Source organism: Leucobacter sp. UCMA 4100 (assembly GCF_027853335.1).
In the GTDB taxonomy this organism is placed as follows: Bacteria; Actinomycetota; Actinomycetes; order Actinomycetales; family Microbacteriaceae; genus Leucobacter_A.
In genome coordinates this window covers 131,047-154,010 of record NZ_JAFEUS010000002.1, presented here as the reverse complement: position 1 = coordinate 154,010, position 22,964 = coordinate 131,047, and the positions used below count along the sequence as shown (strand labels likewise).

Sequence of the window (22,964 nt, the reverse complement as noted above, 5' to 3'; positions counted from 1 at the left end):
ACCATGTCTCTTGAAATTCTCTGGTTCTTTATTGTTGGAGTGATGCTCGTCGGCTACTTCGTGCTCGACGGCTTCGACTTTGGTGTCGGCATGTCGCTCCCATTCGTCTCCAAAGACGACACCGACCGCCGCGTCGCCATTAACACGATCGGCCCCGTCTGGGACCTGAACGAGACCTGGCTCATCGTGGCCGGTGCCTCGCTCTTTGCCGCGTTCCCCGAGTGGTACGCGACGATGTTCTCAGGCCTGTACCTGCCGCTTCTGCTCATTCTCGTCGCGCTTATTCTGCGCGGTGTCTCGTTTGAGTACCGCCACCAGGGCAAGGGCGAGAACTGGACGAAGTGGTTTGACCGCTTTATTGTGTTCGGCTCGTTCCTCCCGCCGCTCCTCTGGGGTGTCGCGTTCGCGAACCTCCTGCAGGGCCTGCCCATCGAGCCGATGGACAACGGTGGCTGGATCTACACGGGCACGCTGCTCACGCTGCTGAACCCGTACGGCCTCCTCGGCGGTCTAGCGGTTATGCTGCTCTGCTTCACGCACGGCGCGGTATTTCTTGCGCTCAAGTCAGACGGCGCGATCCGCGAACGCTCACGGGCGCTTGCCTCACGCGTCGGCCTCATCACGATCGTCGTTGCTGCGGCGTTTCTCGTGTGGACCATCGTGCAGCAGCTCGATAACCCGATGCTGCCGTGGGTCATCGTTATGGCGGCCCTTGCAGCGGTCACGCTCATCGGTGCCTGGGTGTTCAACGCCCGTGGCTCAGAGGGCTGGGCGTTCACCTTCAATGCCGCCGCGATCGCCTTCGCGCTGCTGACGATCTTCATGGGGCTCATGCCGAACCTCATGATCTCGAGCACCGATCCCGCGTTCTCGATGTCAATCGTCGGCGCCGCAAGCTCGCAGAAGACGCTTGAGCTCATGACCTGGGTTGCAGCCCTGACCATGCCACTCGTGCTGGCCTACCAGGGCTGGACGTACTGGGTCTTCAAGAAGCGCGTTACCCGCGAATCGATTCCCGCCGAGGAGCCGGTCGCGGCATAATGAAACCGTTTGACGTTCGGTTACTCCGATACGCGAGAGGGGTGCTCCCGCTGCTCAGCTGGGGCGCCCTTCTCGGGGTTCTCAGAGCCATCGCGATCGTTGCGTGGGCGTGGTCAATCGCCCACCTCATCGCTTGGTATGCAAAGCCCATTATGGTCTTTGACTGGTCGGTGACGGCCTACGGTCGCGTTTTCGAGGGCCTCGAAGACAAACGTCAAACGTGGATCATTCTCGCGTGCGCAGCACTCGTGGTGCGCACCGCGGCAACCTGGTTGATGAACTGGATTGCAGAGCGCGGGGCAGCAACGGTGAAGCACCAGCTTCGCGCCAACGCCCTCGCGCACATTGATGAGCTCGGCCCTGGCTGGGTGACTACTCAGTCAGAGGCTGGCCTCACTCTCAAGCTTTCTCGGGGGCTCGACGCCCTCGACAACTACTTCTCGCAGTACCTGCCGCAGCTCTTTCTGACGATCACCGTGACCCCGCTGCTCGTGCTCGTGCTCTTTCGCGTTGACTTCTTGAGCGCCATCATCGTCGTCATCGTATTCCCGATCATTCCCGTGTTCATGGTGCTCATTGGTCTCGCGACCCAGGGCGCCCAAGACAAGCAGTGGAAGGTGCTTGGGCAGCTCTCGAACGCGTACCTTGACGTCGTTCGCGGGCTCCCAACGCTCAAGCTCTTTCGTCGCGAGGGCCGTCAGGTCGAGCGTGTCGAGAACATCACCGAGGAGTATCGCTCGCGCACCATGAAGGTGCTGCGCGTGACGTTCCTCTCGGGCTTTGTGCTCGACCTTGCCGGGACCTTCTCGGTTGCGCTCGTCGCGGTAACGGTTGGCACGAGGCTCGTCGATGGAGCGTTCCCGATCACGCTTGCACTGTTCGTGCTGCTGCTCGTGCCCGAGGTGTTCGTTCCGATACGTCAGGTTGGGGCCGCTTTTCACGCCTCGAGCGAGGGCCTTACCGCCGCGCAGGATGTCTTTGCGATTCTCGAAGACGCGGGCGAGGCATCAAACACCCCCGCAACTCCCGCGAGTGACGCCGTCGTGTCGCTCGACGGCGTGCAAGCGGTTCGTGGCGGTGTCGCCGTCGCCGAGCCCGTCACGATGACTGTCTCACCCGGCGAGATTGTCGTGCTTGCTGGGCCAAGCGGTGTCGGGAAGACGACGCTGCTCAATGCGATGGTGGGTACACAGCCTTTCGAGGGCGCGCTTGAAGCGGCCCCCGCCGCATGGAGTGGGCAGAAGCCCGGGCTGTTGCGTGGCACAGTCGCCGAGAACGTGGCGCTCGGCGATTCTTCGGCCGACGAGGCACTCGTGCGCACCTCGCTCGATGCGGCAAGGCTTGACTGGCTCGATCCTTCAACCTCGCTGGGCACCTCAGGAGAGGGGCTCTCTGGCGGGCAGGCCCAGCGTCTCGCGCTCGCGAGGGCACTCTATCGCTTGCGTGCGCATGATCTCCCGCTGCTCGTGCTCGACGAGCCGACCTCGGCCCTTGACGCCGAGACCGAACAGGGCGTGATCGAGACGCTTCGCGCGCTCGCTTCTGAAGGTAAGGGGCTCGTCGTGGTGAGTCACCGACCCGCGGTCATGGAGGCCGCAACGCGCGTTGTGCGTATGGAATCGAGGGTGACGGCGTGACGAAACAGACACACAGCGCTCAAGATCACTTCGACGCCAAGGCGCTTGCGATGCCAGCGCCTAAGGCTCTCTTCACCGGCGTCTTCTGGGGCGTGCTCTCAGACGCCTCGATGGTCGCGCTGCTCATTCTCAGTATGTGGCTCATCATGCGTTCGGGCGAGCAGCCCCCAATTTTGCACCTCACCTTTGCCATCGTGGGTGTTCGTGCCCTCGCGATCGGCCGGGCCGTCTTTCGGTACCTCGAGCGGCTCGCCACGCACGATCGTGCTCTCAAGCAGCTTGCCTCACTGCGCTCGAATGTGCTCAAGCGGCTGATTCCGCTCGTTCCCGGTGCGATGAAGCAGCGCACGACGGGCGATGTGCACGCGAGCCTCATCGACGATATTGACCAGCTGCAAGATCAGCCACTGCGTGTTTGGCAGCCGCTCGTCGTTTCGGGCATCACGGTGGCGCTCGGCGTCGGTCTCGTCGCCATCATGAGCCCGCTTGCCGCGCTCGTGAACACCGTCTTCATCGTGCTCGCGCTGCTCACCGCCAGGTGGCTCATCGTGCGCAGTCGAAAGGTGTCGAGTTCAGAGCTCACCGAGATCCGCTCACGGCTCATCGACGCTCTCATCGAACGCTTCGAGGCCGCACAGGTTCTGCACCACTTTGGGGCGACGAGCAAACACGACGAACGCATCTCACGGATCTCTCGCGAGTACGTCTCGGTGCAGCAGAAAGAGGCCGGGCTGACCGGCATGACCGCAGGCCTGATGTCGGGTGCCGCTGGCCTCAGTACCCTCGTCACCCTCTGGCTTATGCGCCCCGAGGCGGGCCTTGACGTCGTCTCGGCTCCCGTGCTCGCCGCTCTCGTGATCGTGCCCGCAGCCCTCTTCGAGGTGCTCACGCAGATTCCGCAGGCGATGCAGGCCCGTCAGCTCGTTGACGAGAGTGCTGCTCGCGTTGAGTCGCTGCTTGGCGAACGCGTTCCCGACGAGATTCCCGAGACCACCGGGAGCGAAAGCGAGACGCGTGAGCGCCTCGCCGAGGCTCGGGAGGCGGGCCCTGACTCCACGGTTGCGCTGCTCGCCGCGCATGACCTCTCGGCAAGATACCCTGGCGCAACGCGCAACACGCTCGAGGACGTCGACTTCGAGTTGAACGCCGGCGAGACGCTGCTCATCACCGGTGAGAGTGGCGCCGGCAAGTCAACGCTCGCTAAGGTGCTCGTGCGTTTTCTCGAGTACGAGGGCTCGCTGACCCTCGGCGGCACGCAGCTGAAACACCTCACGACGCACGAGGTGCGCTCGCGTATCGGGTTGTCAGAGCAGTCACCTCACCTGTTCGACTCAGACCTGCGCCAAAACCTGAAGTTCGCTCAGCCCGACGCTCCTGACGAAGTGCTGCTCGAGGCGCTCGACAGGGTGGGGCTGCGCGATTGGGCCGAGTCTCGCGGAGGCCTCGACATGCACGTCGGCGAGCACGGCGCGCTCGTGTCGGGCGGGCAGGCGAGCCGCATCGCCCTCGCTCGGGTGTTGCTCACCGACTTCGAGATCGTTGTGCTCGACGAGCCAACCGCGGGCGTCGACACTGAAAATGCCGACGCGATGCTTCGCGACCTGCTGGGAGCTGTTCCGAGCGACCGAGCCGTCGTCGTGATCTCACACACCGACCTGCCCGAGGGTGTGAACGCGACGAGGCACCTGCGGCTAAGCTCGGTGGGCGCCTAACGGTTCGTGACGACCGGTTCACGCATCGCGTGCAACGCCTTCGTGAAGGTCTCGAGTCGCTGGGCGTTAGGGGCGTTGAGCGGTGCCCCATCGAGGTGCGTCACCGGTCGTATTCCGTGCAGGGCATTGAGTGCCCACAGCTCGGTCTCGGCAAGCTCCAACGGTGAGCATAGCTCGGTCCCGGTCTCGTAGCCGAGCCGAGCTGCGATCTCGGTCACGATCCGCTCGGTGATCGAGGCAACCCGGGGTCGCATGGTGGTCGAGGGAGCATGCATGAGCCGGCCTTCCCGCCACCAAACGAACGAGGTCGTGGTGCCCTCGATCGCGTTGCCTCGGTCGTTCACGAAGAGGGCCTCGCCGCCAAGGCGCCTCATGACCCGCCCGTATCGGTCGATGTTTGGCCCTTTGAGATGCGCGTCGTCGGCGGCCGGTTGCTGCGCGGTCGTGAGCGCGATCTCTCGCGTGCGTTGCGGGGCGGGGCGTAGGGCAAGTTCGAAGCGAAAGGTCGCCCGGTCTTGCCAACACTCGAACCTCGGAAATGCCGGGCCGTTCGCCCTGGCGTACTCGTCGATGCTCGGCAGCGCGAGGGCGAAGAAGTCGTCGAGCAGTGCCTCCTGGCGCTCCCCAGCCCGTTCCCGCACGCCGGCGCGAAAGCGCTGGAGGTGGAGCGTAAGGCCCCTTGCGACGGGGGTGCCATCGGCGAGATCAACGAGCAACGAATCTGCGAGCGCGAGGCGTTCCATACCGCCGATTCTAGCCGTGCATTACGCTGGGTGCGTGAAAACGTTACACAGCGCTCTGCTCAAGGGACTTCAGGTCGGCGATACCCCGTGGTTTAGCATCGAACTCGACGACCCCGTGCATGGTCGCATCACGCGGCTCGGGCGCTTCGACGGTGAACCTCATCACCGCCGAGTGGTCGTCGGCGACTCGGGCGTGCGGCCAGTCGAAACGCCGGGAGCGGGGTGGATCTTTGCCGAGCGATACGAGGGCGGGGCCCCGCTCGGCGGTTACGTCGCTGCCACGATCGTGCTGAGACACGGTGATGGCGACGCCTGGGTCGAGGGCGAGGCGAACAGTCAGCACACTGCCGCGCTCGAGGCCTTGCTCAGTGACGCGCGTGAAGCGGCAGCCGAGGTGCGCGACGGTGGGCCGGAGGATCTTGCCGCTCGGCAACTCGCCGAACCTCACCATGATGGCGACGAGGCCCATGCAGGGCTGACCGTTCAGTGGCGTCACGACGACGCGAGCTACCTCGAACACATCGGCGCCTGTGTGGCCGCGGTGAGCGAAGATGGCGGTGTGCGTTGCCTTACGAATATGGCAACGGTGACGGCCCCGGCTCCGTTCGACCCCGTCTCGGTCTCAGAGGCACTTACCCGTTCGAGTGCCGCGCCACGAGCGGCGATCATCGTTGAGGGCGATGTTGCTCTCGTGAGTGCGAGCCCCGAGACTTTTGTTGCGTGTGCCTCAGGGGTCGTCGAGACCGAACCGATGAAGGGCACGAGGCCGAGGGGCACGACTCCCGAAGTAGACGAGGCGCTGCGGGAGGAGCTGCGTTCGAGCGAAAAAGAGCGGCAAGAAAACCTCGCGGTCACCGAACGCGTTGTTGCAGAGCTCGACGCGGTGTGTGCGAGCGGGAGCGTGCACGTGGCTCGGCCCTGCGTGGTCAAGAGCTACGGGCAGGTGCATCAGCTCGTGAGCGAGGTGCGGGGCCAACTCCTCGAGAGCGCGACGCTCGGTGAGGTGCTCGACGCGATGTCACCGGCGGCATCGATGACCGGCGTGCCGAAAGCAACGGCGGTGAGGCACCTCGCCGAGCTCGAAGACGGGCCGAGAGGGCTCTACTCGGGGTGCTACGGGTGGGTGAGCGTTAGCGGTGCTGATGCTCAGGTTGCGATGGCGATTCGCTGCGCTGAGCTTCGGGGATCGACGGCGCTCGTGGGCGCCGGGGGAGGCCTGACCGCAGCCTCGCGCCCAGACGAAGAGCTCGCCGAGGTAAAGCTGAAAGCCCGGGCGGTGCTGAAAGCTCTGGGAGCCGGGTATCCTAGAGTACTGTGAGTGAAATGCAGAACGAAACCTATGACTTCCGGGTAATCCAGGAGCGCTGGCTCCCCGTATGGGAGGCCAAAGAGCCTTTCGTGGTGAAGCCCGAGCCCACCGGCCGCCCAACCAAGTACATTCTTGATATGTTCCCGTACCCCTCGGGCGACCTTCACATGGGCCACGCAGAGGCGTTCTGCTTCGGTGACATTCTCGCGCGTTACTGGCGCACGCAGGGCTACGACGTGCTGCACCCCATCGGTTGGGACTCGTTCGGGTTGCCCGCCGAGAACGCGGCGATCAAGCGCGGGGTCGATCCGCGTGAATGGACCTACTCAAATATCGACCAGCAGAAGGCTTCGTTCCGCACGTACGCACCCTCGTTCGACTGGACCCGAGTGCTGCACACCTCTGACCCCGAGTACTACCGCTGGAACCAGTGGCTGTTTCTCAAGATGTATGAGCGAGGCCTTGCGTACCGCAAAGACAGCTGGGTGAACTGGGACCCCGTCGACCTGACCGTGCTCGCGAACGAGCAGGTGCTTGCCGACGGTACGAGCGAGCGCTCAGGCGCAATGGTCGTCAAGAAGAAGCTCACGCAGTGGTACTTCCGCATCACCGACTACGCAGAGCGCCTGCTCGCCGACCTCGATCAGCTCGAGGGGCGCTGGCCCGCAAAGGTGCTCGGCATGCAGCGCAACTGGATCGGCAAGTCAGAGGGCGCCGAGGTGTTCTTTGAGATCGAAGGCCACGACGAGAAGATCCCGGTCTTCACGACCCGCCCTGACACGCTCTGGGGCGCAACCTTCATGGTCGTCGCGCCCGACGCTGACCTGGCACAGGACCTCGTGGCAGGAGCCGACGAGGCGACCCGTGAGGCCTTCGCCGACTACCTCGCGCAGTCGCAGAAGCAGTCTGAGATCGAACGTCAGAACGCCGACCGCGAGAAGACCGGCGTGTTTCTTGGCCGCTATGCGACGCATCCCCTCACGGGCGAGCGCATTCCCGTGTGGGCCGCCGACTACGTGCTTGCCGACTACGGCCACGGCGCGATCATGGCGGTTCCCGCGCACGATCAGCGCGACCTCGACTTTGCCCTCGCCTTTGACCTGCCCATCGTGCAGGTGCTCGACGTGCGCGGCGAAGAGGGCGAAGAGCTGCCGAACCCTGCTGAGAGCGGCATCGCGCTCACGGGTGACGGCGTGCTCGTCAACTCACCGGGTCTCGACGGCCTCACCAAGGCCGAGGCGGTCGCCGAATCGATCAAGACGCTCGAAGAGCGCGGCACCGGCAAGCAGGCCATCACGTACCGCCTGCGCGACTGGCTCATTTCGCGCCAGCGCTACTGGGGCACCCCGATTCCGATTCTGCACGGCACCGGCGAGCATGAGGGCGAGATGAAGCCCGTCGACCAGTCGACGCTGCCCGTTGAGTTGCCGGCTTCGGCTGGGCTCGACCTGAAGCCCAAGGGATCGTCGCCGCTCGGCGCCGCAACTGAGTGGGCCACGGTCGAAGACCCCGAGACCGGCGCGACCTGGCTGCGCGACCCCGACACGATGGACACCTTCGTCGATAGCTCGTGGTACTACTTCCGCTTCCTGTCGCCCACCGACAGCACTCAGGCCTTTGACCCGGCCGAGGCGAAGAAGTGGGGCCCCGTCGACCAGTACGTTGGCGGCGTCGAGCACGCGATCTTGCACCTGCTCTACTCGCGCTTCATCACGAAGGTACTCTTCGACATGGGCTACATCGACTTCGAAGAGCCCTTCCTCGACATGCTCAACCAGGGCATGGTGCTGCAAGACGGCGCCAAGATGTCGAAGTCGAAGGGCAACCTCGTCGAGTTCGCCGAACAGCTCGAGAGCCACGGCGCCGACGCGCTGCGCGTGACCCTCGCGTTCGCAGGGCCACCAGAAGACGACATCGACTGGGCCGACGTCTCGGTGCAGGGTTCGGCGAAGTTCCTCGCCCGCGCCTGGCGCGTCGCTCGCGACGTGTCGAGCGAGCCCGGCGTTGACTTCGCGACCGGTGACGCTGAGCTGCGCAAAGCGACGCACCACCTGCTCGCCGAGGCCCCGAAGCTCGTCGAAGACTATAAGTTCAACGTCGTCGTGGCTCGCCTCATGGAGCAGGTCAACGTGACGCGCAAGGCCATCGATGGCTCGGTCGGCACCGCCGACCCCGCCGTGCGCGAGTCGGCCGAGGCCATCGCAATGATGCTCTCGCTCTTCGCGCCCTACGCCGCTGAAGACATGTGGGCGATGCTCGGCCACGAGGCTACCGTTGCGCTCGCTGAATGGCCTGCTGCCGACGAGTCGCTGCTTGTCGAGAACGAGATCAAGGTTGCCGTGCAGGTTGGCGGCAAGGTGCGCGACGTGCTCGTGCTGCCCGCTACCGCGAGCGATGCCGACGCTGAGGCGGCGGCGCTTGCCTCGACCTCGGTGCAGCGTGCGATTGGCGATAAGGAGATCGCGCGTGTGATTGTGCGCCTGCCAAAGATCGTCTCGATCGCGACGAAGGGCTAGCCTCTCTCGCTCGTTAGACACGGCGCCCCGCGGCCTTTTGGGCTCGCGGGGCGCCGTGCGTTTGGCGTGCTTTCACCTCGACTGCTGCTTGCGGCGGTGCGCGGCGACTCTCACGCGCGTCGCGCAGGTGGTGCCGCAGAACCGCTGCGGCTCTTTGCGTCCCTCGTCGACGAACACTCGCTCGCACCCGGGTGCTACGCAGATGCCCCAGGCTGCTCGGCCCTGATCTGAGGCCCATCGTGCGAGACCAAACGAGCCGAGTGCGAGCAGGGTCGCCGCGGCGTCATCGTGTGGCCCTTGAGGGATGGGTCGTAGCGCCCAGCGCCCGTCGGCGAGCTGGGTGAGCTGCTGGGTGACCTGGTGAGCGGTGAGTGTCTCGTTGATGATGGGCGCCGCGCTCGCGAGCTCTGGCTCTGCGAACACTCGGCGAAGCATCGCCTTCGCTTCTGCAAAGCGGCCCTCATCGAACGCTCGCTCGCCGAGCGCGGCGTCGCCGCGGCGTTCGCAGAGGCCGCGCCAGCTCGTTTCGGTTTCGACGTCGTTGATTGCCTCGACGACGAAACGCAGCCCGAGTGGCCGGTCATCGGTTGCATATGATTGCGTCATACGAGTATTGTAACGCTGTTATCTTTTATTTATCGTTACAAGGAAGGGGTGTCGATGACTACACCGGTTCTTCTCGTTGGCGCAGGCCCCATTGGCCTCACCCTGGCAGCCATGTTGCGGCAGCGCGACATCGAGGTGCTCGTGCTTGAGGCTCACCCTGGCCTCTCGCGGCACCCCAAAGCCCGCGGCATTTCAGCCCGCTCGATGGAAGCTTTCAGGGCGCTCGGCGTCGAAGAACGCATTCGCGAGGTCGCGTTGCCCGCGAGCCATATCCGCTTCTTCAGGGGCGACACGCTCGCCGATCTACACGCCGAGGTTTCTGCCGCGCCTGCCACACACGAATCGGGCAACACCTCGTCGCCTGGAGTGCTCTGCTCACAAGACGTGCTTGAGCCGGTGCTGCTCGAGCACGCTAAATCGCTCGGGGCGCAGGTGCTCTTCGGGCACCGAGTCACCGCCGTGCAGCAGACCGAAACGGGCGTGAGCGTCACCGCGCAGGTTGCCGGTGAGACGAAGCACTTCGAAGCCGCGTATGTCATTGGTTGCGATGGTGCACGCAGCACCGTTCGCGAGGCGGCAGGCATTGGTCTTGAGGGCGAGCAGGGGCTCGCGCGGTTTCTCTCGATCCGCCTCATTGCCGACCTGCGCGAGACCGTTCGTGGCCGCGAATCGACCTCGTACTTTCTCGCTGGGGGCAAGGGCGGGTTTCTCGCGGTCGACAATGCCACGCGGTGGATCTATCAGTACCCGATCGCCGCGCACACCGACAGCGACACGCTTCGTGCCGATAACGACCGGCTTGTCGAGCTCGTGCGTGCGGCTGCCGGCGTTAGCGAGCTCGAGGTCACCGTGCTCGACACCATGACCTGGCGCATGGATGCTTGCCTCGCCACGACGTTTCGAAACGGTCGGCTGTTGCTCGCGGGCGATGCCGCTCACCAGACCCCGCCGACCGGTGGGCACGGCATGAACGTTGGCATTGGCGATGCTGAGACGCTCGCGTGGCGGCTTGCCGCGGTGCTTGGCGGATCAGCTCCCGCCGCAACCCTCGACCGGTATACCGCTGAGCGCAGGCCCGTCGCTGAGACGATCATCGCGGTGTCTTCGGGCAACGCTGGGAGCAACTACGCGATTGATGATGAGATGCTGCTCGCAACGCACTATGGAGCTGCCGAGCCCGTCGCCCTTGGCCCATACGAGCCGTCTGGCGAGCCGGGCAGGCGCATGCCGCACGTCGCGATCGAGGGTGACCCCGCGGTGGTTTCGAGCCTCGACCTCGTCGCGGTTCACCACCTGCCGACACTCGTGAGCGAGTACCATGATCGGCAATACGCTGCGGCAGCGGCGGGCCTGGGAATCCCTTATGCGGTGCTCAATGACGGCGGCCGCCGCGAGCGTGACCCCGGCGGGTTCCGCGCGAAGACTGGTCTGGTTCTCGGCGGTGCGCTGCTCGTGAGGCCCGACGGGCATATTGCTGAGCGCCTTGCATCTGCCGATGCTTTGGCCAGCGCGTTCGAGCGGCTCATGGGAGCACCATAAGGCGGCGGATCATCGCCTCTTTCGCCGTTCACACCGGCTCTCGAGCGGGTCCTCTTTGAAGACCTGGTGATGGCAGCCGCCTGACGCGTCGTCTCACGTAACGTTCACCCCATGAACCTCGATGAGAACACGGTGCCGAAGCCGGGAAGCGCGGCAGAGCAACCCAGAAGCCCTGCCGCACGGCGCGACGGTGAGGCCGCCTCGTGGAAGGTGCCGGAGCCGCTGCCGCGAAGACTCTTTCGAGCAATCGCGACGCCGCCCGCGGCTGGCGTGATCATCTTTATCCTCGTGGTGTTGGTCGCGGTGGTTCTCGCGCTCGTGCGCTCGAACCATGCCTTCTCGCTCGAGAGTGCCGAAAGCTCAGGCGACGATGAAACGAACGCGAGCGAAATCTTGGGAGAAGAGGCCTCGAGCGGAGAAGTCGGCTCGAGCGATTCCCGCGGCGCGGGCGATCGCGGCGCGGCTCCCGGCGAGGGGGCGAGCAAAGGCGCCGAGGGTGCGAGCGTGTTCGTGCACGTGCTGGGTGAAGTGAAGAAGCCCGGGGTCATCGAGCTAGCCTCCGGTGATCGGGTGCAGCAAGCGATCCAAAAGGCCGGGGGAGTCACCGATAAAGCCTCGCTCGTCGGGGTCAACCTCGCGCGTGAGGTGATCGATGGTGAACAGATACTCGTTCCCGCAGAGGGCGAGCAAAGCGAGCAGCCCGGCGCGTCGGGAACCGCCGCTCCCGATGCTGGTGGGTCGGTGAACCTCAACAGCGCCGACGCGGCGACACTCGAAACTCTGCCGCGTATTGGCCCGGCCCTCGCCGCTCGAATCATTGAGTGGCGCGACGCAAACGGTGGGTTTCGTAGCGTCGACGACCTTATGAACGTCTCAGGTATTGGCCCGAAGGTCTTTGCCGAGCTGCGCGACCTTGTGACCGCCCCGTGAACAAACCGCCGGGCACCTGGCGGCTGCTGTTCGCTGCGCTTGTGTCATGGGCGGCAGCCGCGTTTCTGATTACTCGCCCGGGTTGGGCGATGCCGGTCACGGTGGCTTCGCTGGCAATTGGCGGCCTGATGCTCAGCGCATCAATCGTCTTCAGAAAAGCTCAGCTGCCCCGGCGTGTGGCGCGCTTTTCCGTCGTGACGCTCGCCTTTCTCGCGGTCGTTTCCGGGCAGATCGCACACCAAGAATGGGTGCGCGAGGCGCCAGAGGTGAGCGGGGGTGAGCAGGCGACGATCCGCACCCATCACCGTGAAGCAACGAGTTCGCGCGACAAACTGATGTGGGAGGCGAAGCTCGCGGGATTCGTTGAGCGTACTGAGACGGGCGACGGGTGGGTGCAGGCAGGTGTCTTCAGCAACCGCGGTACGGTGCCGGTGCTGCTCTGGTTTTCGCAAGACACGCTCGAACAACTCGACGGGGCCGCCGAGGTTCCTTCTTCGCGGTGGGTTCCCGGAATGGTGGTGCGTTTCAATGGGAGTTTTCGGCCATCAGAACCGCAACGCTCAGCGGCCTACATGGTGAGTGTTCAAGAGCTCACGGTAGCCGAAAGCCCCGCGGCCTGGCACCGAGTCATCGCCTCGTTACGACTCACGATCATCGAACACGCCTCGGCCGTTGACGGCGCCGACCTCGTGCCCGGGTTCACCGTCGGCGACACGAGTCTCGTGACGGAAGAACTTGATGCGGCGATGAAAACGACGAGTCTCACCCACCTCATCGCAGTGTCGGGGGCGAACTGCGCGCTCATTGTTGCCGCGGCGATGATCGTGGTTTCGTACCTCGGGGTCGGGAGGCGATTGCGTATTGGGTTCGGCGCGGCTGCGCTGTTCGGGTTCACCCTCGTCGTTGGTCCTGACCCGAGTATTCAACGCGCGGCTCTCATGGCTGCCGTGACACTGCTGTCGCAGTTCGGTGGGCGCCGTGGCGTCGGGTTTGCCTCGCTTGGGTGCGCCATGATCGTGCTGCTTATCGGTGACCCATGGCAAGCGCGTCACCCGGGTTTTACCCTGTCGGTCGCTGCAACCGCAGGCATCATGTTTTGGGCGCCGGGCATCACCCGCTGGCTTTCGCGGTGGGCAAGGTTGCCGATGCCGTTGGCGCTCACACTCGCCGTGACCATCGCTGCCCAGGTTGCCTGCGGGCCACTCCTGTTGCTGTTGCAGCCAGGGCTTGCGCTCGGCGGCATTCTTGCGAACGTTCTCGCAGCTCCCGCGGCGCCGCTTGGCACCGGTATCGGGCTTCTTGCGATGCTCGCCGCCCCCGTGGCTCCACTGCTCGGGCACTGGTTAACGGTTGTCGCTGCCGTTCCTTCGTCGTGGGTCGTCTGGCTTGCGTTGACGATCGCTGAGATGCCACTCACGCGCCTCTATTGGCCGGGTGGCGCGGTTGGTGCCGTGCTCTTAACGCTATGCCAGGGCAGTATCATCGCATCGCTATGGCTGCGGAGCATGAGGCCTGTTGGGCGGTGGCGAACACGCATTGATGCACCGGTGTTGTTGCGGCGCCTCTGGTGGGCGTTGGGTGCGGCCGGCGTCGGAACCTTCGTCGCGGTCAGTATCACCTCACCGGTGATGACCCGGGTGACGACGCCCGGCGACTGGTTCGTTGTCATGTGCGACGTGGGGCAGGGCGATGCCTTTCTCGTGAGAGACCCCGCAGACCCCGATCGGGTTATGCTCACCGACACCGGGGTCGATGAAACTGCGGTGTCGGCTTGCCTAGACCGCTTTGGCGTCACCGAGGTGACGCTACTCGTACTCAGTCACGACGATGCCGATCACGTCGGAGGCATGGGGGCCGTGCTCGATCGCACACGGGCTGCGCTCATCTCACGTCCCGTCACCGGAGACTCAGCAGAACGCGCTCCCGAGCAACAGCTACAGCGGCACTCGATCCCGTATCGGATCGGGGTTGAGGGTATGCAAGGAACCCTCGGTAGCGACAACCCCGACGCCACCCTCTCGTGGCGCATTCTCGCGCCGACCACAGAACAGCCGATTACGAGCGCGAACGGTGCGAGCATTGTCATGCGCATTGATGTTCAGGGGGTGTGTCTCTTCATGCTCGCCGATACGGGCGAGGCCGACCACGCAATGCTTCGCTCACGCTACCCAGACGAGCGCTGCGACATTGTGAAGGTCGCGCACCACGGCTCGAAGGATGCCGATGCCGAGTTCCTTGAGCAACTCGGCGCAGAGTACGGTCTCGTATCGAGCGGAGTCGAGAACCGCTACGGGCACCCGAGCGACAAGGCGCTTGACGACCTCGCCAGGGCCAAAACGATCCCGTTGCGCAGCGATACTCACGGCTCGATCGCGCTTTCGCTGCAGGGCGACCGCGTCGTTGTCTGGAGTGAACGATAGAGTAGAGCCGTGGCAGCCAAAGCAAAGATTCCCCAACTCTCGTGGTCAGACGTGCAGCCGGTTCCGGTCATGCTCGTGACCGGTCCAGAGCAGCTCTTTGCTGACCGCGCCTGGCTCCGTATGCGCTCTGTCCTGCGTGAGCAAGACCCGGCGCTCGAGATCCACGAGGTCGAGGCGAGTCAGTACGAGTCAGGCATGCTCATGACGCTCGCAAGCCCCTCGCTCTTTGGCGAGCCCCGGCTCATTCGCGTCATGGGCGCCGAAAAAGCCACTGACGCGTTCATCACCGACGCGAAGGCATACCTCGAGGTTCCCGACGCCGACACGACCCTCGTCATTCGTCACGGCGGAGGCCAACGCGGCAAGGGACTTCTCGACGCGATCCGCGCGATGCCCGCTGGAGCCGTCGAAGTGCTGTGCCCGGCAGTAAAGCCCGGCGACCTACCGGCGCTCGTGCGTGCCGAGTTCCACAGGCTCGGCGTCAAAGCCGACCCGCGGGCGATGCAGGCACTCGTGCAAGCCTTTCCCGAAAACCTTGAAGAGCTGATCGCGGTGTGCGGCCAGCTCGCCCAAAATAGCGGTGGCAATGTGACGCTCTCGCAGGTCGAGATCATGACTGGCGGCCGCGTCGAGACGAATGCGTTCAAGGTCGCCGACGCAGCAATCGCGGGAAACGCTGGTGAGGCGCTGCTCTTCCTGCGCCAGGCGCTCGATACTGGCGTGCAACCGATCCCGCTGCTCGGCGCGCTCAACTATAAGCTACGTGCCATTGCCCGGGTGTGCGGGGCAGAGGCCTCAGCCGCACAACTCGCCAAAGAGTTCGGCATGCCGCCCTGGCAGGTCGACCGCGCCATGCGCGACGTGCGCGGCTGGCGTGAAAGCGGCCTCGCCCGCGTCATAACGGAGTCGGCGGCGACCGACCTCGCCCTCAAGGGTGGGTCTCGCGACGCCGTCTACGCGCTCGAGCGCTTCGTGCTGCTCGTGGCCCGCAAGGGCGCTCCGCTCCCGGCAGCCTAACCGCACCGCGCTTCGCCGTCTCTTCTCGCCGAGTGAGTATCAGTTCGTCGAGTGAGCATGGAAACAGCGCGATCCCGATACTCACTCGACGAAGTCATGCTCACTCGGCGCATCCAAGTAGCGAGGCATCGACGGGCGGAGCATCAGCGGGACGGGCCCGCAGCGCAGTGGCAGGGAAGTGATTCGGTATGGGCGGCTATTCAGCCGGGCAGCGGATCAGCCGAGCGGCACGAGGCACGACGGGAGCGCGGACCCCAGAAACATCAAGGGCCCCCACCAAACGGTGAGGGCCCTTGACGTGAAACGCGTCACTACGCTGCGAGAGCGTTTACCTGCTGTGCGAGCCTTGACTTGCGGTTCGCGGCCTGGTTCTTGTGCAGAACGCCCTTCGAAACAGCCTTGTCGATCTTGCGGGTAGCCTCTTTAAGCTTCTTCTCTGCGAGCGCCTTGTCACCGGCAGCAACTGCTGCGCGGGTCTGGCGTGCGAGGGTACGGTACTCGCTCTTGACTGCACGGTTACGCTCGGTAGCCTTGCGGTTGGTCTTAATGCGCTTGATCTGCGACTTAATATTTGCCACTTGGTGCTTTGTCCTTTAGCTTAAAAATCATTAACGGTTGAGTCCCGTCGGCAGAGAAGAGGGCTACCTGGCGGGGTGTGTGGTTTCCCACACGCAAGCCAATAAGCAACTCTACCAGAAAAAGCCGCGCGCGAAAGGAGCAAACAGCATCGTTATGCGATTTCATGAGATACTGAATCACAATGTCTCCTCGAAGTATTCATCCCCCTGTGCCGGCGTCGACCGATCCGCGCATGATTCGCAACTTCTGCATCATCGCGCACATCGACCACGGTAAATCAACTCTTGCCGACCGCATGCTGCAGATCACCGGCACGGTTCCCGACCGTGAGATGCGTGCTCAGTACCTCGACAGTATGGATATTGAGCGAGAACGCGGCATTACGATCAAGTCGCAGGCCGTGCGCATGCACTGGCAGCACGACAGCACTGAGTACGCGCTCAACATGATCGACACCCCCGGTCACGTCGACTTCAGCTACGAGGTCTCACGTTCGCTGGCCGCCTGCGAGGGAGCGATTCTGCTCGTCGACGCGGCGCAGGGCATCGAAGCCCAGACGCTCGCGAACCTGTACCTCGCAATGGAGCATGACCTCGAAATCATTCCGGTGCTCAATAAGATTGACCTGCCGGCCGCCGACCCCGAGCGGGTCGCGCGCGAGATCTGCGACCTGCTCGGTGGTGAGCCCGAAGACATTATTAAGGTCTCTGGCAAGACCGGCATGGGTGTTGAAGAGCTGCTCGACCGAGTAATCGAGAAGGTTCCGGCACCGGTGGGTGAGCAGGAGGCACCCGCTCGCGCCATGATTTTCGACTCGGTCTATGACCCGTACCGCGGTGTTGTGACCTACGTTCGTATGGTTGACGGCAGGCTCACGCCGCGCGAAAAAGTGCAGATGATGTCGACCGGCATGGTCTACGAGGCGCTCGAGATCGGTGTCTCTTCACCAGGGCCCGAACCCACGAAGGGGCTCGCGACCGGCGAGGTCGGTTACCTCATTACTGGCGTGAAAGATGTGCGTCAGTCGAAGGTCGGCGACACGGTCACGAGCCAGCACCACGGTGCCGAAGAGGCCCTTCCCGGTTACACCGACCCGAAGCCCATGGTCTTCTCGGGCCTGTACCCGATCGATGGTTCTGACTATCCGATCCTGCGCGAGGCGCTCGACAAGCTGAAGCTCTCAGACGCCGCGCTGCAGTACGAGCCTGAGACCTCGGTTGCGCTCGGCTTCGGTTTTCGCTGTGGCTTCCTCGGGCTCTTGCACCTCGAAATTATCTCGGAGCGCCTGCGCCGCGAGTTTGACCTCGACCTCATCGCGACCGCGCCGAGCGTGGTCTACTCGGTGACCGCTGAAGACGGCGAAGAGATTACGGTCACGAACCCGAGCGAGTATCCCGAGGGCAAGATCATGAGCGTGCGCGAGCCGATGGTGCGCGTCGCGATTCTCGCCCCAAAAGATTACGTCGGCGCGATCATGGAGCTCTGCCAGAGCCGTCGCGGCAGCCTGCTCGGCATGGAATACCTGGGGGAGCGCGTCGAGCTTCGCTACGCGATGCCCCTCGGCGAGATCGTGTTTGACTTCTTCGACCATCTGAAGAGCCGCACGCAGGGCTACGCAAGCCTTGACTACGAGCCGATGGGCGAGCAAGAAGCCGATCTCGTGAAGGTCGACATCCTGTTGCAGGGTGACAAGGTCGACGCGTTCAGCGCGATCGTGCACCGTGACAGCGCCTACCACTACGGCACGCTCATGACCGAGCGACTGCGCAAACTCATTCCGAGGCAGCAGTTCGAGGTGCCGATTCAGGCGGCTATCGGGTCGCGCGTGATCGCGCGTGAGACCATTCGCGCGATCCGCAAAGACGTTCTGGCAAAGTGCTACGGCGGTGACATTAGTCGTAAGCGTAAACTGCTTGAAAAGCAAAAGGAAGGCAAGAAGCGCATGAAGATGGTGGGCCGCGTTGAGGTACCCCAGGAAGCGTTTATTGCCGCACTCTCGGGTGACGTCGAGGGCAAGGAGAAAAATAAGTGAGCGATGAGCAGCCAATCCTGAGGCGCTCCACACACGTCGACCACGAGGTCAGCTACGCATCGGTCGGTGCCTCGCAGGCGCCCGACCTCATGAAGTATCCACCTGTTGGCAGCACCCCCTTCGAAGAAGAGGTGCTGCTCGGCAGTGGCGAAGATCGCTTCATGTCGGCCACCTCGACCCTCATGACCTGGGGCGCACAAAAGGGCGCCAACATCGAGATTGAGCTCGTCGATAAGGGGCAGGAATCGAAATACGCATCGATCTCGTTTCGCGACACCGGGCTTCCTGAAGGGCCGAAAGAGAACGAGCAGCTCTTCGCTCCAGACGGCACTCCGTATCTTGAGGCAGGGCACCTGGTGAACTACCGCATTGGTGACGAAGACGTGCGCAGCATGCGCGTGATCAGCGTCATCGACGAGACGAACCGTGTCGGCTTCATCGTCGGCAGTGCGGCAGAGTCTGACATCGCCGGCGAGGCTTTCTTGCGTGTCGAAATGCGCTCTGATAACTCGGTGTGGGCGGTTGCCCGCGGTTTCTTCTACGACGCACGCAAGGGCAGCAAGAAGCTGCTCACGAAGAGCGGCGTGAAGAAAGAGATTGCCCGCGTAGCCGAGCAGCTTCACGCACTCACGCCCGTCGTGCAAGCGACGATCAACGCGTCGAGTTCAGAAGAAGAGTAGCGTGGCGAGCCAGCCTCCCGAGGGCGTCAGCGCTCCCGAAGACGGTTCTCTGCCCGAAAGCGTGACCGCTGGTGCCCTCGAACGTCACTTTGGGGTGTACCTGCACGTGCCCTATTGCAGGGTGCGCTGCGGGTACTGTGACTTCAACACCTACACCGCCTCCGAGCTTCGCGGCGCAAAACGCGAGAACTATGCCGGCGAGGCGGTGCACGAGGTGCGCCTAGCCGGTGAGGTCATGCGCCGAGCTGGGCTTCCCGAGCGCAAGGTTTCGACGGTCTTCTTTGGCGGCGGAACTCCGACGCTTCTCCCGGGCGAGCAGCTTGCCGAGATGCTGCACGCGGTGCGCGACGAGTGGGGGCTCGCCGAGGGGGCCGAGGTCTCGATCGAGGCGAACCCCGATACCGTCACCCCGCAGTTGCTTGAGACGCTCGCCGAGGCAGGCTTCACGCGTGTGAGCATGGGCATGCAGTCGGCTGTGCCGCACGTGCTGGCAACGCTTGACCGGACGCACGAGCCGGCGATGGTTCCGAAGGCTGTCCAGATGGTGAAGGATGCCGGGCTGCAGGTGAGTCTCGACCTCATCTATGGCACCCCCGGCGAATCGCTCGATGACTGGCGCACCTCGCTCGAGACGGCGATCGCGTGTGCTCCCGACCACCTGAGCGCATACGCACTCATCGTCGAACAGGGCACGAAGCTCGCCCGGCAAATTCGCCGTGGTGAGGTTGCGCAGCCCGATGACGATCTGCATGCGGCCATGTACGAGCTCGCCGACGGTATGCTGCAGGCTGCCGGGTACGAGTGGTATGAAATCTCGAACTGGGCGAAGGCAGATGAACTGCGATCGCGGCATAACCTCTCGTACTGGACCGGTGAAGACTGGTGGGCGATCGGGCCGGGGGCTCACTCACACATCGGAGGTGTGCGCTGGTGGAACGTCAAGCACCCCGCAGCCTACGCCGAGCGCATCGCCCGTGGCGTTTCGCCTGCCCACCAGCGAGAGCTACTCACGGCTGAAGACCAGCGCATCGAGAGCGTCATGCTTGAGTCGCGACTGCGCTCTGGTGCGCGCATCTCGCAACTCGAGGAAGCCGGAAGAGGCGAGGTTGCGAGCCTGATCGCCGAGGGCTTAATCGATGGCAAAGCGGCGATTGCGGGGCGGATCGTGCCGACGCTCAGGGGGCGCCTGCTCTCAGACACGGTCGTTCATCGCCTGCTTCAGTGAAAAATGTTCAGGTTGTTCGACTAGTATTAGCACTCAGGTGTTGAGAGTGCCAATGCGGAGGTGTGAATGAGTATCTCAGACCGGGGTCTCGCGGTCTTGCGCGCCATCGTGAACGACTTCGTGAACGAGGGCGAACCGGTGGCCTCGAAATCGATCGTCGAGAGGCACTCGTTTGGGGTATCGGCCGCGACGATCCGCAATGATATGGCGCTTCTCGAAGAAGAAGAACTCATCGTCGCACCGCATACTTCGAGTGGGCGGGTGCCCACCGACAAGGGCTACCGGCTCTACGTCGACACGCTCGCCGAGATTCGCCCACTCACGCAGGCGCAACGCGCGGCGATCGAACGCTTTCTGGGTGAAGCCGAGAACCTCGACGACGTCATGGCGCGAACCGTCAGGCTGCTCGCGAGCCTCACACACCAGGTCGCTGTGATTCAATACCCGACAGCTGGGGCGGGGTACGTGAAGCAGATCGAACTCGTCGCGATCGGGCCAGACCGGGTGCTCTGTGTCGTGATCACGAGTAACGCGGCTGTTGAGCAGCACATCGCGCGCATTCGCCACGCCATCGTCGACGAGGCCTGGGTGCAGGGGCTGAGGGATCGCATCGCTACTGAAGTGATGGGGCGTGACATCGGGCTTGCCCAGGCTCGGGTGACAGAGCTCATTCGCACCGCGGGTGACTGGGCAGAGCCCAACGAGCTTGAGCCGGTCGTGAGTGTTCTTGAGGTCGTCGAAGAACAGCTCAGCGCCAACCGCAATCAACGCATCGCGGTCGCGGGCACAGCAAACCTGTCGCGGCCTGGCGAGACCCTTCAGAACCTCTCGGCGGTGCTCGAGGCGGTTGAAGAACAGGTCGTGCTCTTGCGCCTCATCCAGGAACTTGCGACCGATGAACGTGGGGTCGGCGCGTCGATTGGCCGCGAAAACCTCCCGTACGGGTTTCCTGACGCCGCCCTCATCGCGACCCAGTATCAGGCTGGTGGCGCTACACTCTCGAGGCTCGGCGTGCTCGGGCCAACTCGCATGAACTATGAACGCAACATCGCCGCGATGCGGGCGGTGTCGAGATACCTCGGTCGGTTGCTCGGTGAGAGCAACCTCTAGATCAACGAAACGCAAAAAGGAGCAGCCCTCGTGGCAGATCACTACGAAACTCTCGGGGTTTCACGCGAAGCAACCCCTGAAGAAATCAAGAAGGCTTACCGCAAGCTTGCGCGCGAGCTGCACCCCGATGTGAACCCTTCAGAAGACGCCTCGGAGCGCTTCAAGCTCGTCACTCACGCCTATGACGTGCTGAGCGACCCGCAGGAGCGCCAGAAGTACGATATGGGCGGCAACGACGCCTTCGGCGGTGGCTTCGGCGACATCTTTAACACCTTCTTCGGTGGCGGTTTTGGCGGCGGCGGCAGCGGGCCGAAGTCGCGTTCAGAGCGCGGGGAAGACGCGCTCATTCGCATTGATGTCACGCTTGAGCAGGTCATGTTCGGTGATGAGACGACGGTCGCGCTCAACACCGCGGTGTTGTGTGAAACGTGTCAGGGCAGCTGCTGCCAGCCAGGTACGTCACCCGTCACCTGTGACGTGTGTGGCGGCGAGGGCTCGGTGCAGCGCCAGGTGCGCTCGCTCTTCGGCAACGTCGTGACGAGCCACCCCTGCGGTACCTGCCAGGGCTTCGGCACCGTTATTCAGAGCCCCTGCATTACCTGTGGTGGCAAGGGCCGCACTCGTGAGCGTCGCGAAACCACCATTCAGATTCCCTCTGGCGTTGAGACCGGAACACGCATGCAGATTCGCGGCGGCGGCGAGGTTGGCCCCGGTGGCGGCCCGAACGGCGACCTGTTCGTCGAGTTTCAGGTCAAGCACCACGACATCTTCAGCCGCGACGGCTACGACCTGCTCGCGACCGTGAACCTGCAGATGACCGACGCTGCGCTCGGCACCGAGGTGACGCTTGAGTCGCTCGATGGCGCGGTCGAGATCGAGGTTGAGGCCGGCGCGCAGGCGGGCGATATCTTGACGCTTCGCGGGCGCGGCATTCAGCACCTGCAGTCGAACCAGCGCGGTGACTTGAAGGTCGCCCTGCAGGTTGTGACTCCGACCAAGCTCAGCTCGAAAGAGAAGGACCTGCTCAAAAACCTCGCCAAGTTGCGTGGCAATAAGCCGCCTCAGTTCGGCGAGTTTCAGCAGGGCTTCTTCGGCAAGATGCGCGACCGTTTCTTCCGCTAACCATGGCGAATCTCTACGTGCGAGAGGGCCTTCAGCCCGCCGACTTCACCGGCACCATTGAGGTGACCGGCGACGAGGCGCGCCATGCCGTCGCCGTGAGCCGGCTGCGCGTGGGCGAGAGCATTCTCGTTGGCAACGGCGAGGGCACCATTGCGGGCGGCACTGTTACCGCGGCGTCGCAGAACGCCTTTTCGGTCGAGATTGCCGAGGTGACCGAGTACCCAGAGCCCGTTCGAAAAGTGTGGATCGTGCAGGCCCTCGCCAAGGGCGACCGCTCCGAACGGGCGGTTGAACTGTGCACCGAGTTTGGAGCCTGGGGCTTTGTCACGTGGCAGGCGGCCCGTTCGATCTCGAAGTGGGACGCGAAGAAAGCGCCGAAGGGACTCGAGAAGTGGCACCGGGTTGCGCGCGAAGCCTCGAAACAGTCGATACGGCCCTTCGTGCCGCGCGTGACAGGGCCCATGACGACCAATGATCTCGTGCAGCTCGCCGCTGCAGGTGAAGCAACCGTGATAGTGCTGCACCCGAGGGACGCCGCAGAGCTCTCGGCTCGGGTGGCCGAACTCAGCCCGAGCGGCGACGTGTATGTGTGCGTCGGGCCAGAGGGCGGGCTCAGCGACGCAGAGCTTGAAGCGCTGTCGTCGGCCGGTGCCATCACAGCGACGGTCGGCGCGAACGTATTGCGCACCTCAAGTGCCGGTGCCGCCGCGCTCTCGGTACTGAATCTTGCGGCGGGGCATTGGTAG

18 protein-coding genes are annotated in these 22,964 nt (G+C 63.9%); 15 read left to right on the top strand and 3 right to left on the bottom strand.

Annotation, left to right across the window (positions count from 1 at the left end; all coding sequences use genetic code 11):
* Positions 1–3: 3 nt before the first annotated feature.
* From cydB to cydC, 3 genes are read left to right on the top strand one after another with little or no spacing between them, the layout of a single operon-like run.
* Complete coding sequence (gene cydB, locus JSO19_RS00920) at positions 4–1,041, top strand: cytochrome d ubiquinol oxidase subunit II (protein ID WP_217132013.1); 1,038 nt, start codon at positions 4–6, stop codon at positions 1,039–1,041.
* Positions 1,041–2,678 carry a thiol reductant ABC exporter subunit CydD gene (cydD, locus tag JSO19_RS00915; RefSeq protein WP_270909169.1) on the top strand — a complete coding sequence of 546 codons (1,638 nt, stop codon included), beginning with the start codon at positions 1,041–1,043 and terminating at the stop codon, positions 2,676–2,678. Before cydB ends, cydD begins: the two co-directional genes overlap by 1 nt.
* Positions 2,675–4,390: a thiol reductant ABC exporter subunit CydC gene (gene cydC / locus JSO19_RS00910; protein ID WP_270909168.1), complete on the top strand. Its 1,716-nt coding sequence runs from the start codon at positions 2,675–2,677 to the stop codon at positions 4,388–4,390. Before cydD ends, cydC begins: the two co-directional genes overlap by 4 nt.
* On the opposite strand, the gene JSO19_RS00905 is transcribed toward cydC, so the two are convergent.
* Positions 4,387–5,133: an aminotransferase class IV gene (locus JSO19_RS00905; protein WP_270909167.1), complete on the bottom strand. Its 747-nt coding sequence runs from the start codon at positions 5,131–5,133 to the stop codon at positions 4,387–4,389. The genes cydC and JSO19_RS00905 overlap by 4 nt on opposite strands.
* Before the next feature lie 34 nt (positions 5,134–5,167).
* On the opposite strand from JSO19_RS00905, the gene JSO19_RS00900 reads away from it, so the two are divergent.
* Both JSO19_RS00900 and leuS read left to right on the top strand, forming a co-directional pair.
* Complete coding sequence (locus tag JSO19_RS00900) at positions 5,168–6,451, top strand: chorismate-binding protein (protein WP_270909166.1); 1,284 nt, start codon at positions 5,168–5,170, stop codon at positions 6,449–6,451.
* 5 nt (positions 6,452–6,456) lie between these two features.
* Positions 6,457–8,958, top strand: coding sequence for a leucine--tRNA ligase (leuS, locus tag JSO19_RS00895; RefSeq protein ID WP_270909165.1), 2,502 nt, complete (start codon positions 6,457–6,459; stop codon positions 8,956–8,958).
* Positions 8,959–9,030: 72 nt separating this feature from the next.
* Here leuS and JSO19_RS00890 read toward each other — a convergent pair whose 3' ends face one another.
* A complete protein-coding gene (locus tag JSO19_RS00890) occupies positions 9,031–9,564 on the bottom strand; it encodes a CGNR zinc finger domain-containing protein (RefSeq protein ID WP_270909164.1) in 534 nt (177 codons plus the stop codon).
* Between the two features lie 54 nt (positions 9,565–9,618).
* On the opposite strand from JSO19_RS00890, the gene JSO19_RS00885 reads away from it, so the two are divergent.
* From JSO19_RS00885 to holA, 4 genes are all read left to right on the top strand, one after another.
* Entirely contained in the window at positions 9,619–11,103 is a 1,485-nt protein-coding gene (locus JSO19_RS00885) for an FAD-dependent monooxygenase (RefSeq protein ID WP_270909163.1), read from the top strand.
* Positions 11,104–11,214: 111 nt separating this feature from the next.
* Entirely contained in the window at positions 11,215–12,033 is an 819-nt protein-coding gene (locus JSO19_RS00880) for a ComEA family DNA-binding protein (RefSeq protein WP_270909162.1), read from the top strand.
* The gene (locus JSO19_RS00875) at positions 12,030–14,453 is read left to right on the top strand and encodes a ComEC/Rec2 family competence protein (RefSeq protein ID WP_270909161.1); all 2,424 of its coding nucleotides are present in this window, start codon (positions 12,030–12,032) and stop codon (positions 14,451–14,453) included. Before JSO19_RS00880 ends, JSO19_RS00875 begins: the two co-directional genes overlap by 4 nt.
* Positions 14,454–14,462: 9 nt before the next feature.
* Positions 14,463–15,470 (top strand): DNA polymerase III subunit delta, encoded by a 1,008-nt coding sequence (gene holA / locus JSO19_RS00870; RefSeq protein ID WP_270909160.1) that lies wholly within the window; start codon positions 14,463–14,465, stop codon positions 15,468–15,470.
* A gap of 311 nt (positions 15,471–15,781) precedes the next feature.
* Here the strand turns inward: holA and rpsT are convergent, their stop codons facing one another.
* Positions 15,782–16,048, bottom strand: coding sequence for a 30S ribosomal protein S20 (gene rpsT, locus JSO19_RS00865; protein ID WP_270909159.1), 267 nt, complete (start codon positions 16,046–16,048; stop codon positions 15,782–15,784).
* A 182-nt stretch (positions 16,049–16,230) separates the two neighbouring features.
* On the opposite strand from rpsT, the gene lepA reads away from it, so the two are divergent.
* The 6 genes from lepA to JSO19_RS00835 all read left to right on the top strand — a co-directional run bounded on the left by lepA (position 16,231) and on the right by JSO19_RS00835 (position 22,964).
* On the top strand, positions 16,231–18,081 hold the full coding sequence (gene lepA / locus JSO19_RS00860) for a translation elongation factor 4 (protein ID WP_270909158.1): 1,851 nt from the start codon (positions 16,231–16,233) through the stop codon (positions 18,079–18,081).
* Positions 18,078–18,761 (top strand): DUF1990 family protein, encoded by a 684-nt coding sequence (locus JSO19_RS00855; RefSeq protein WP_270909157.1) that lies wholly within the window; start codon positions 18,078–18,080, stop codon positions 18,759–18,761. The genes lepA and JSO19_RS00855 overlap by 4 nt, the downstream gene beginning before the upstream one ends.
* A gap of 1 nt (position 18,762) precedes the next feature.
* Positions 18,763–19,986 (top strand): radical SAM family heme chaperone HemW, encoded by a 1,224-nt coding sequence (hemW, locus tag JSO19_RS00850; RefSeq protein ID WP_270909156.1) that lies wholly within the window; start codon positions 18,763–18,765, stop codon positions 19,984–19,986.
* Between the two features lie 66 nt (positions 19,987–20,052).
* Positions 20,053–21,096, top strand: coding sequence for a heat-inducible transcriptional repressor HrcA (gene hrcA / locus JSO19_RS00845; RefSeq protein ID WP_270909155.1), 1,044 nt, complete (start codon positions 20,053–20,055; stop codon positions 21,094–21,096).
* Between the two features lie 30 nt (positions 21,097–21,126).
* Positions 21,127–22,218 carry a molecular chaperone DnaJ gene (gene dnaJ / locus JSO19_RS00840; RefSeq protein WP_217132036.1) on the top strand — a complete coding sequence of 364 codons (1,092 nt, stop codon included), beginning with the start codon at positions 21,127–21,129 and terminating at the stop codon, positions 22,216–22,218.
* A gap of 2 nt (positions 22,219–22,220) precedes the next feature.
* Positions 22,221–22,964, top strand: a complete 744-nt coding sequence (locus JSO19_RS00835; protein WP_270909154.1) for a 16S rRNA (uracil(1498)-N(3))-methyltransferase — start codon at positions 22,221–22,223, stop codon at positions 22,962–22,964.

What these genes read in the sequence shown, in the direction of transcription:
- cydB (WP_217132013.1), top strand. Translation starts at nt 4, where the DNA reads ATGTCTCTTGAAATTCTCTGGTTCTTTATTGTTGGAGTGATGCTCGTC.
- cydD (WP_270909169.1), top strand. Translation starts at nt 1,041, where the DNA reads ATGAAACCGTTTGACGTTCGGTTACTCCGATACGCGAGAGGGGTGCTC.
- JSO19_RS00905 (WP_270909167.1), bottom strand. Translation starts at nt 5,133, where the DNA reads ATGGAACGCCTCGCGCTCGCAGATTCGTTGCTCGTTGATCTCGCCGAT.
- leuS (WP_270909165.1), top strand. Translation starts at nt 6,457, where the DNA reads ATGCAGAACGAAACCTATGACTTCCGGGTAATCCAGGAGCGCTGGCTC.
- JSO19_RS00890 (WP_270909164.1), bottom strand. Translation starts at nt 9,564, where the DNA reads ATGACGCAATCATATGCAACCGATGACCGGCCACTCGGGCTGCGTTTC.
- JSO19_RS00885 (WP_270909163.1), top strand. Translation starts at nt 9,619, where the DNA reads ATGACTACACCGGTTCTTCTCGTTGGCGCAGGCCCCATTGGCCTCACC.
- JSO19_RS00880 (WP_270909162.1), top strand. Translation starts at nt 11,215, where the DNA reads ATGAACCTCGATGAGAACACGGTGCCGAAGCCGGGAAGCGCGGCAGAG.
- lepA (WP_270909158.1), top strand. Translation starts at nt 16,231, where the DNA reads ATGTCTCCTCGAAGTATTCATCCCCCTGTGCCGGCGTCGACCGATCCG.
- hrcA (WP_270909155.1), top strand. Translation starts at nt 20,053, where the DNA reads ATGAGTATCTCAGACCGGGGTCTCGCGGTCTTGCGCGCCATCGTGAAC.
- JSO19_RS00835 (WP_270909154.1), top strand. Translation starts at nt 22,221, where the DNA reads ATGGCGAATCTCTACGTGCGAGAGGGCCTTCAGCCCGCCGACTTCACC.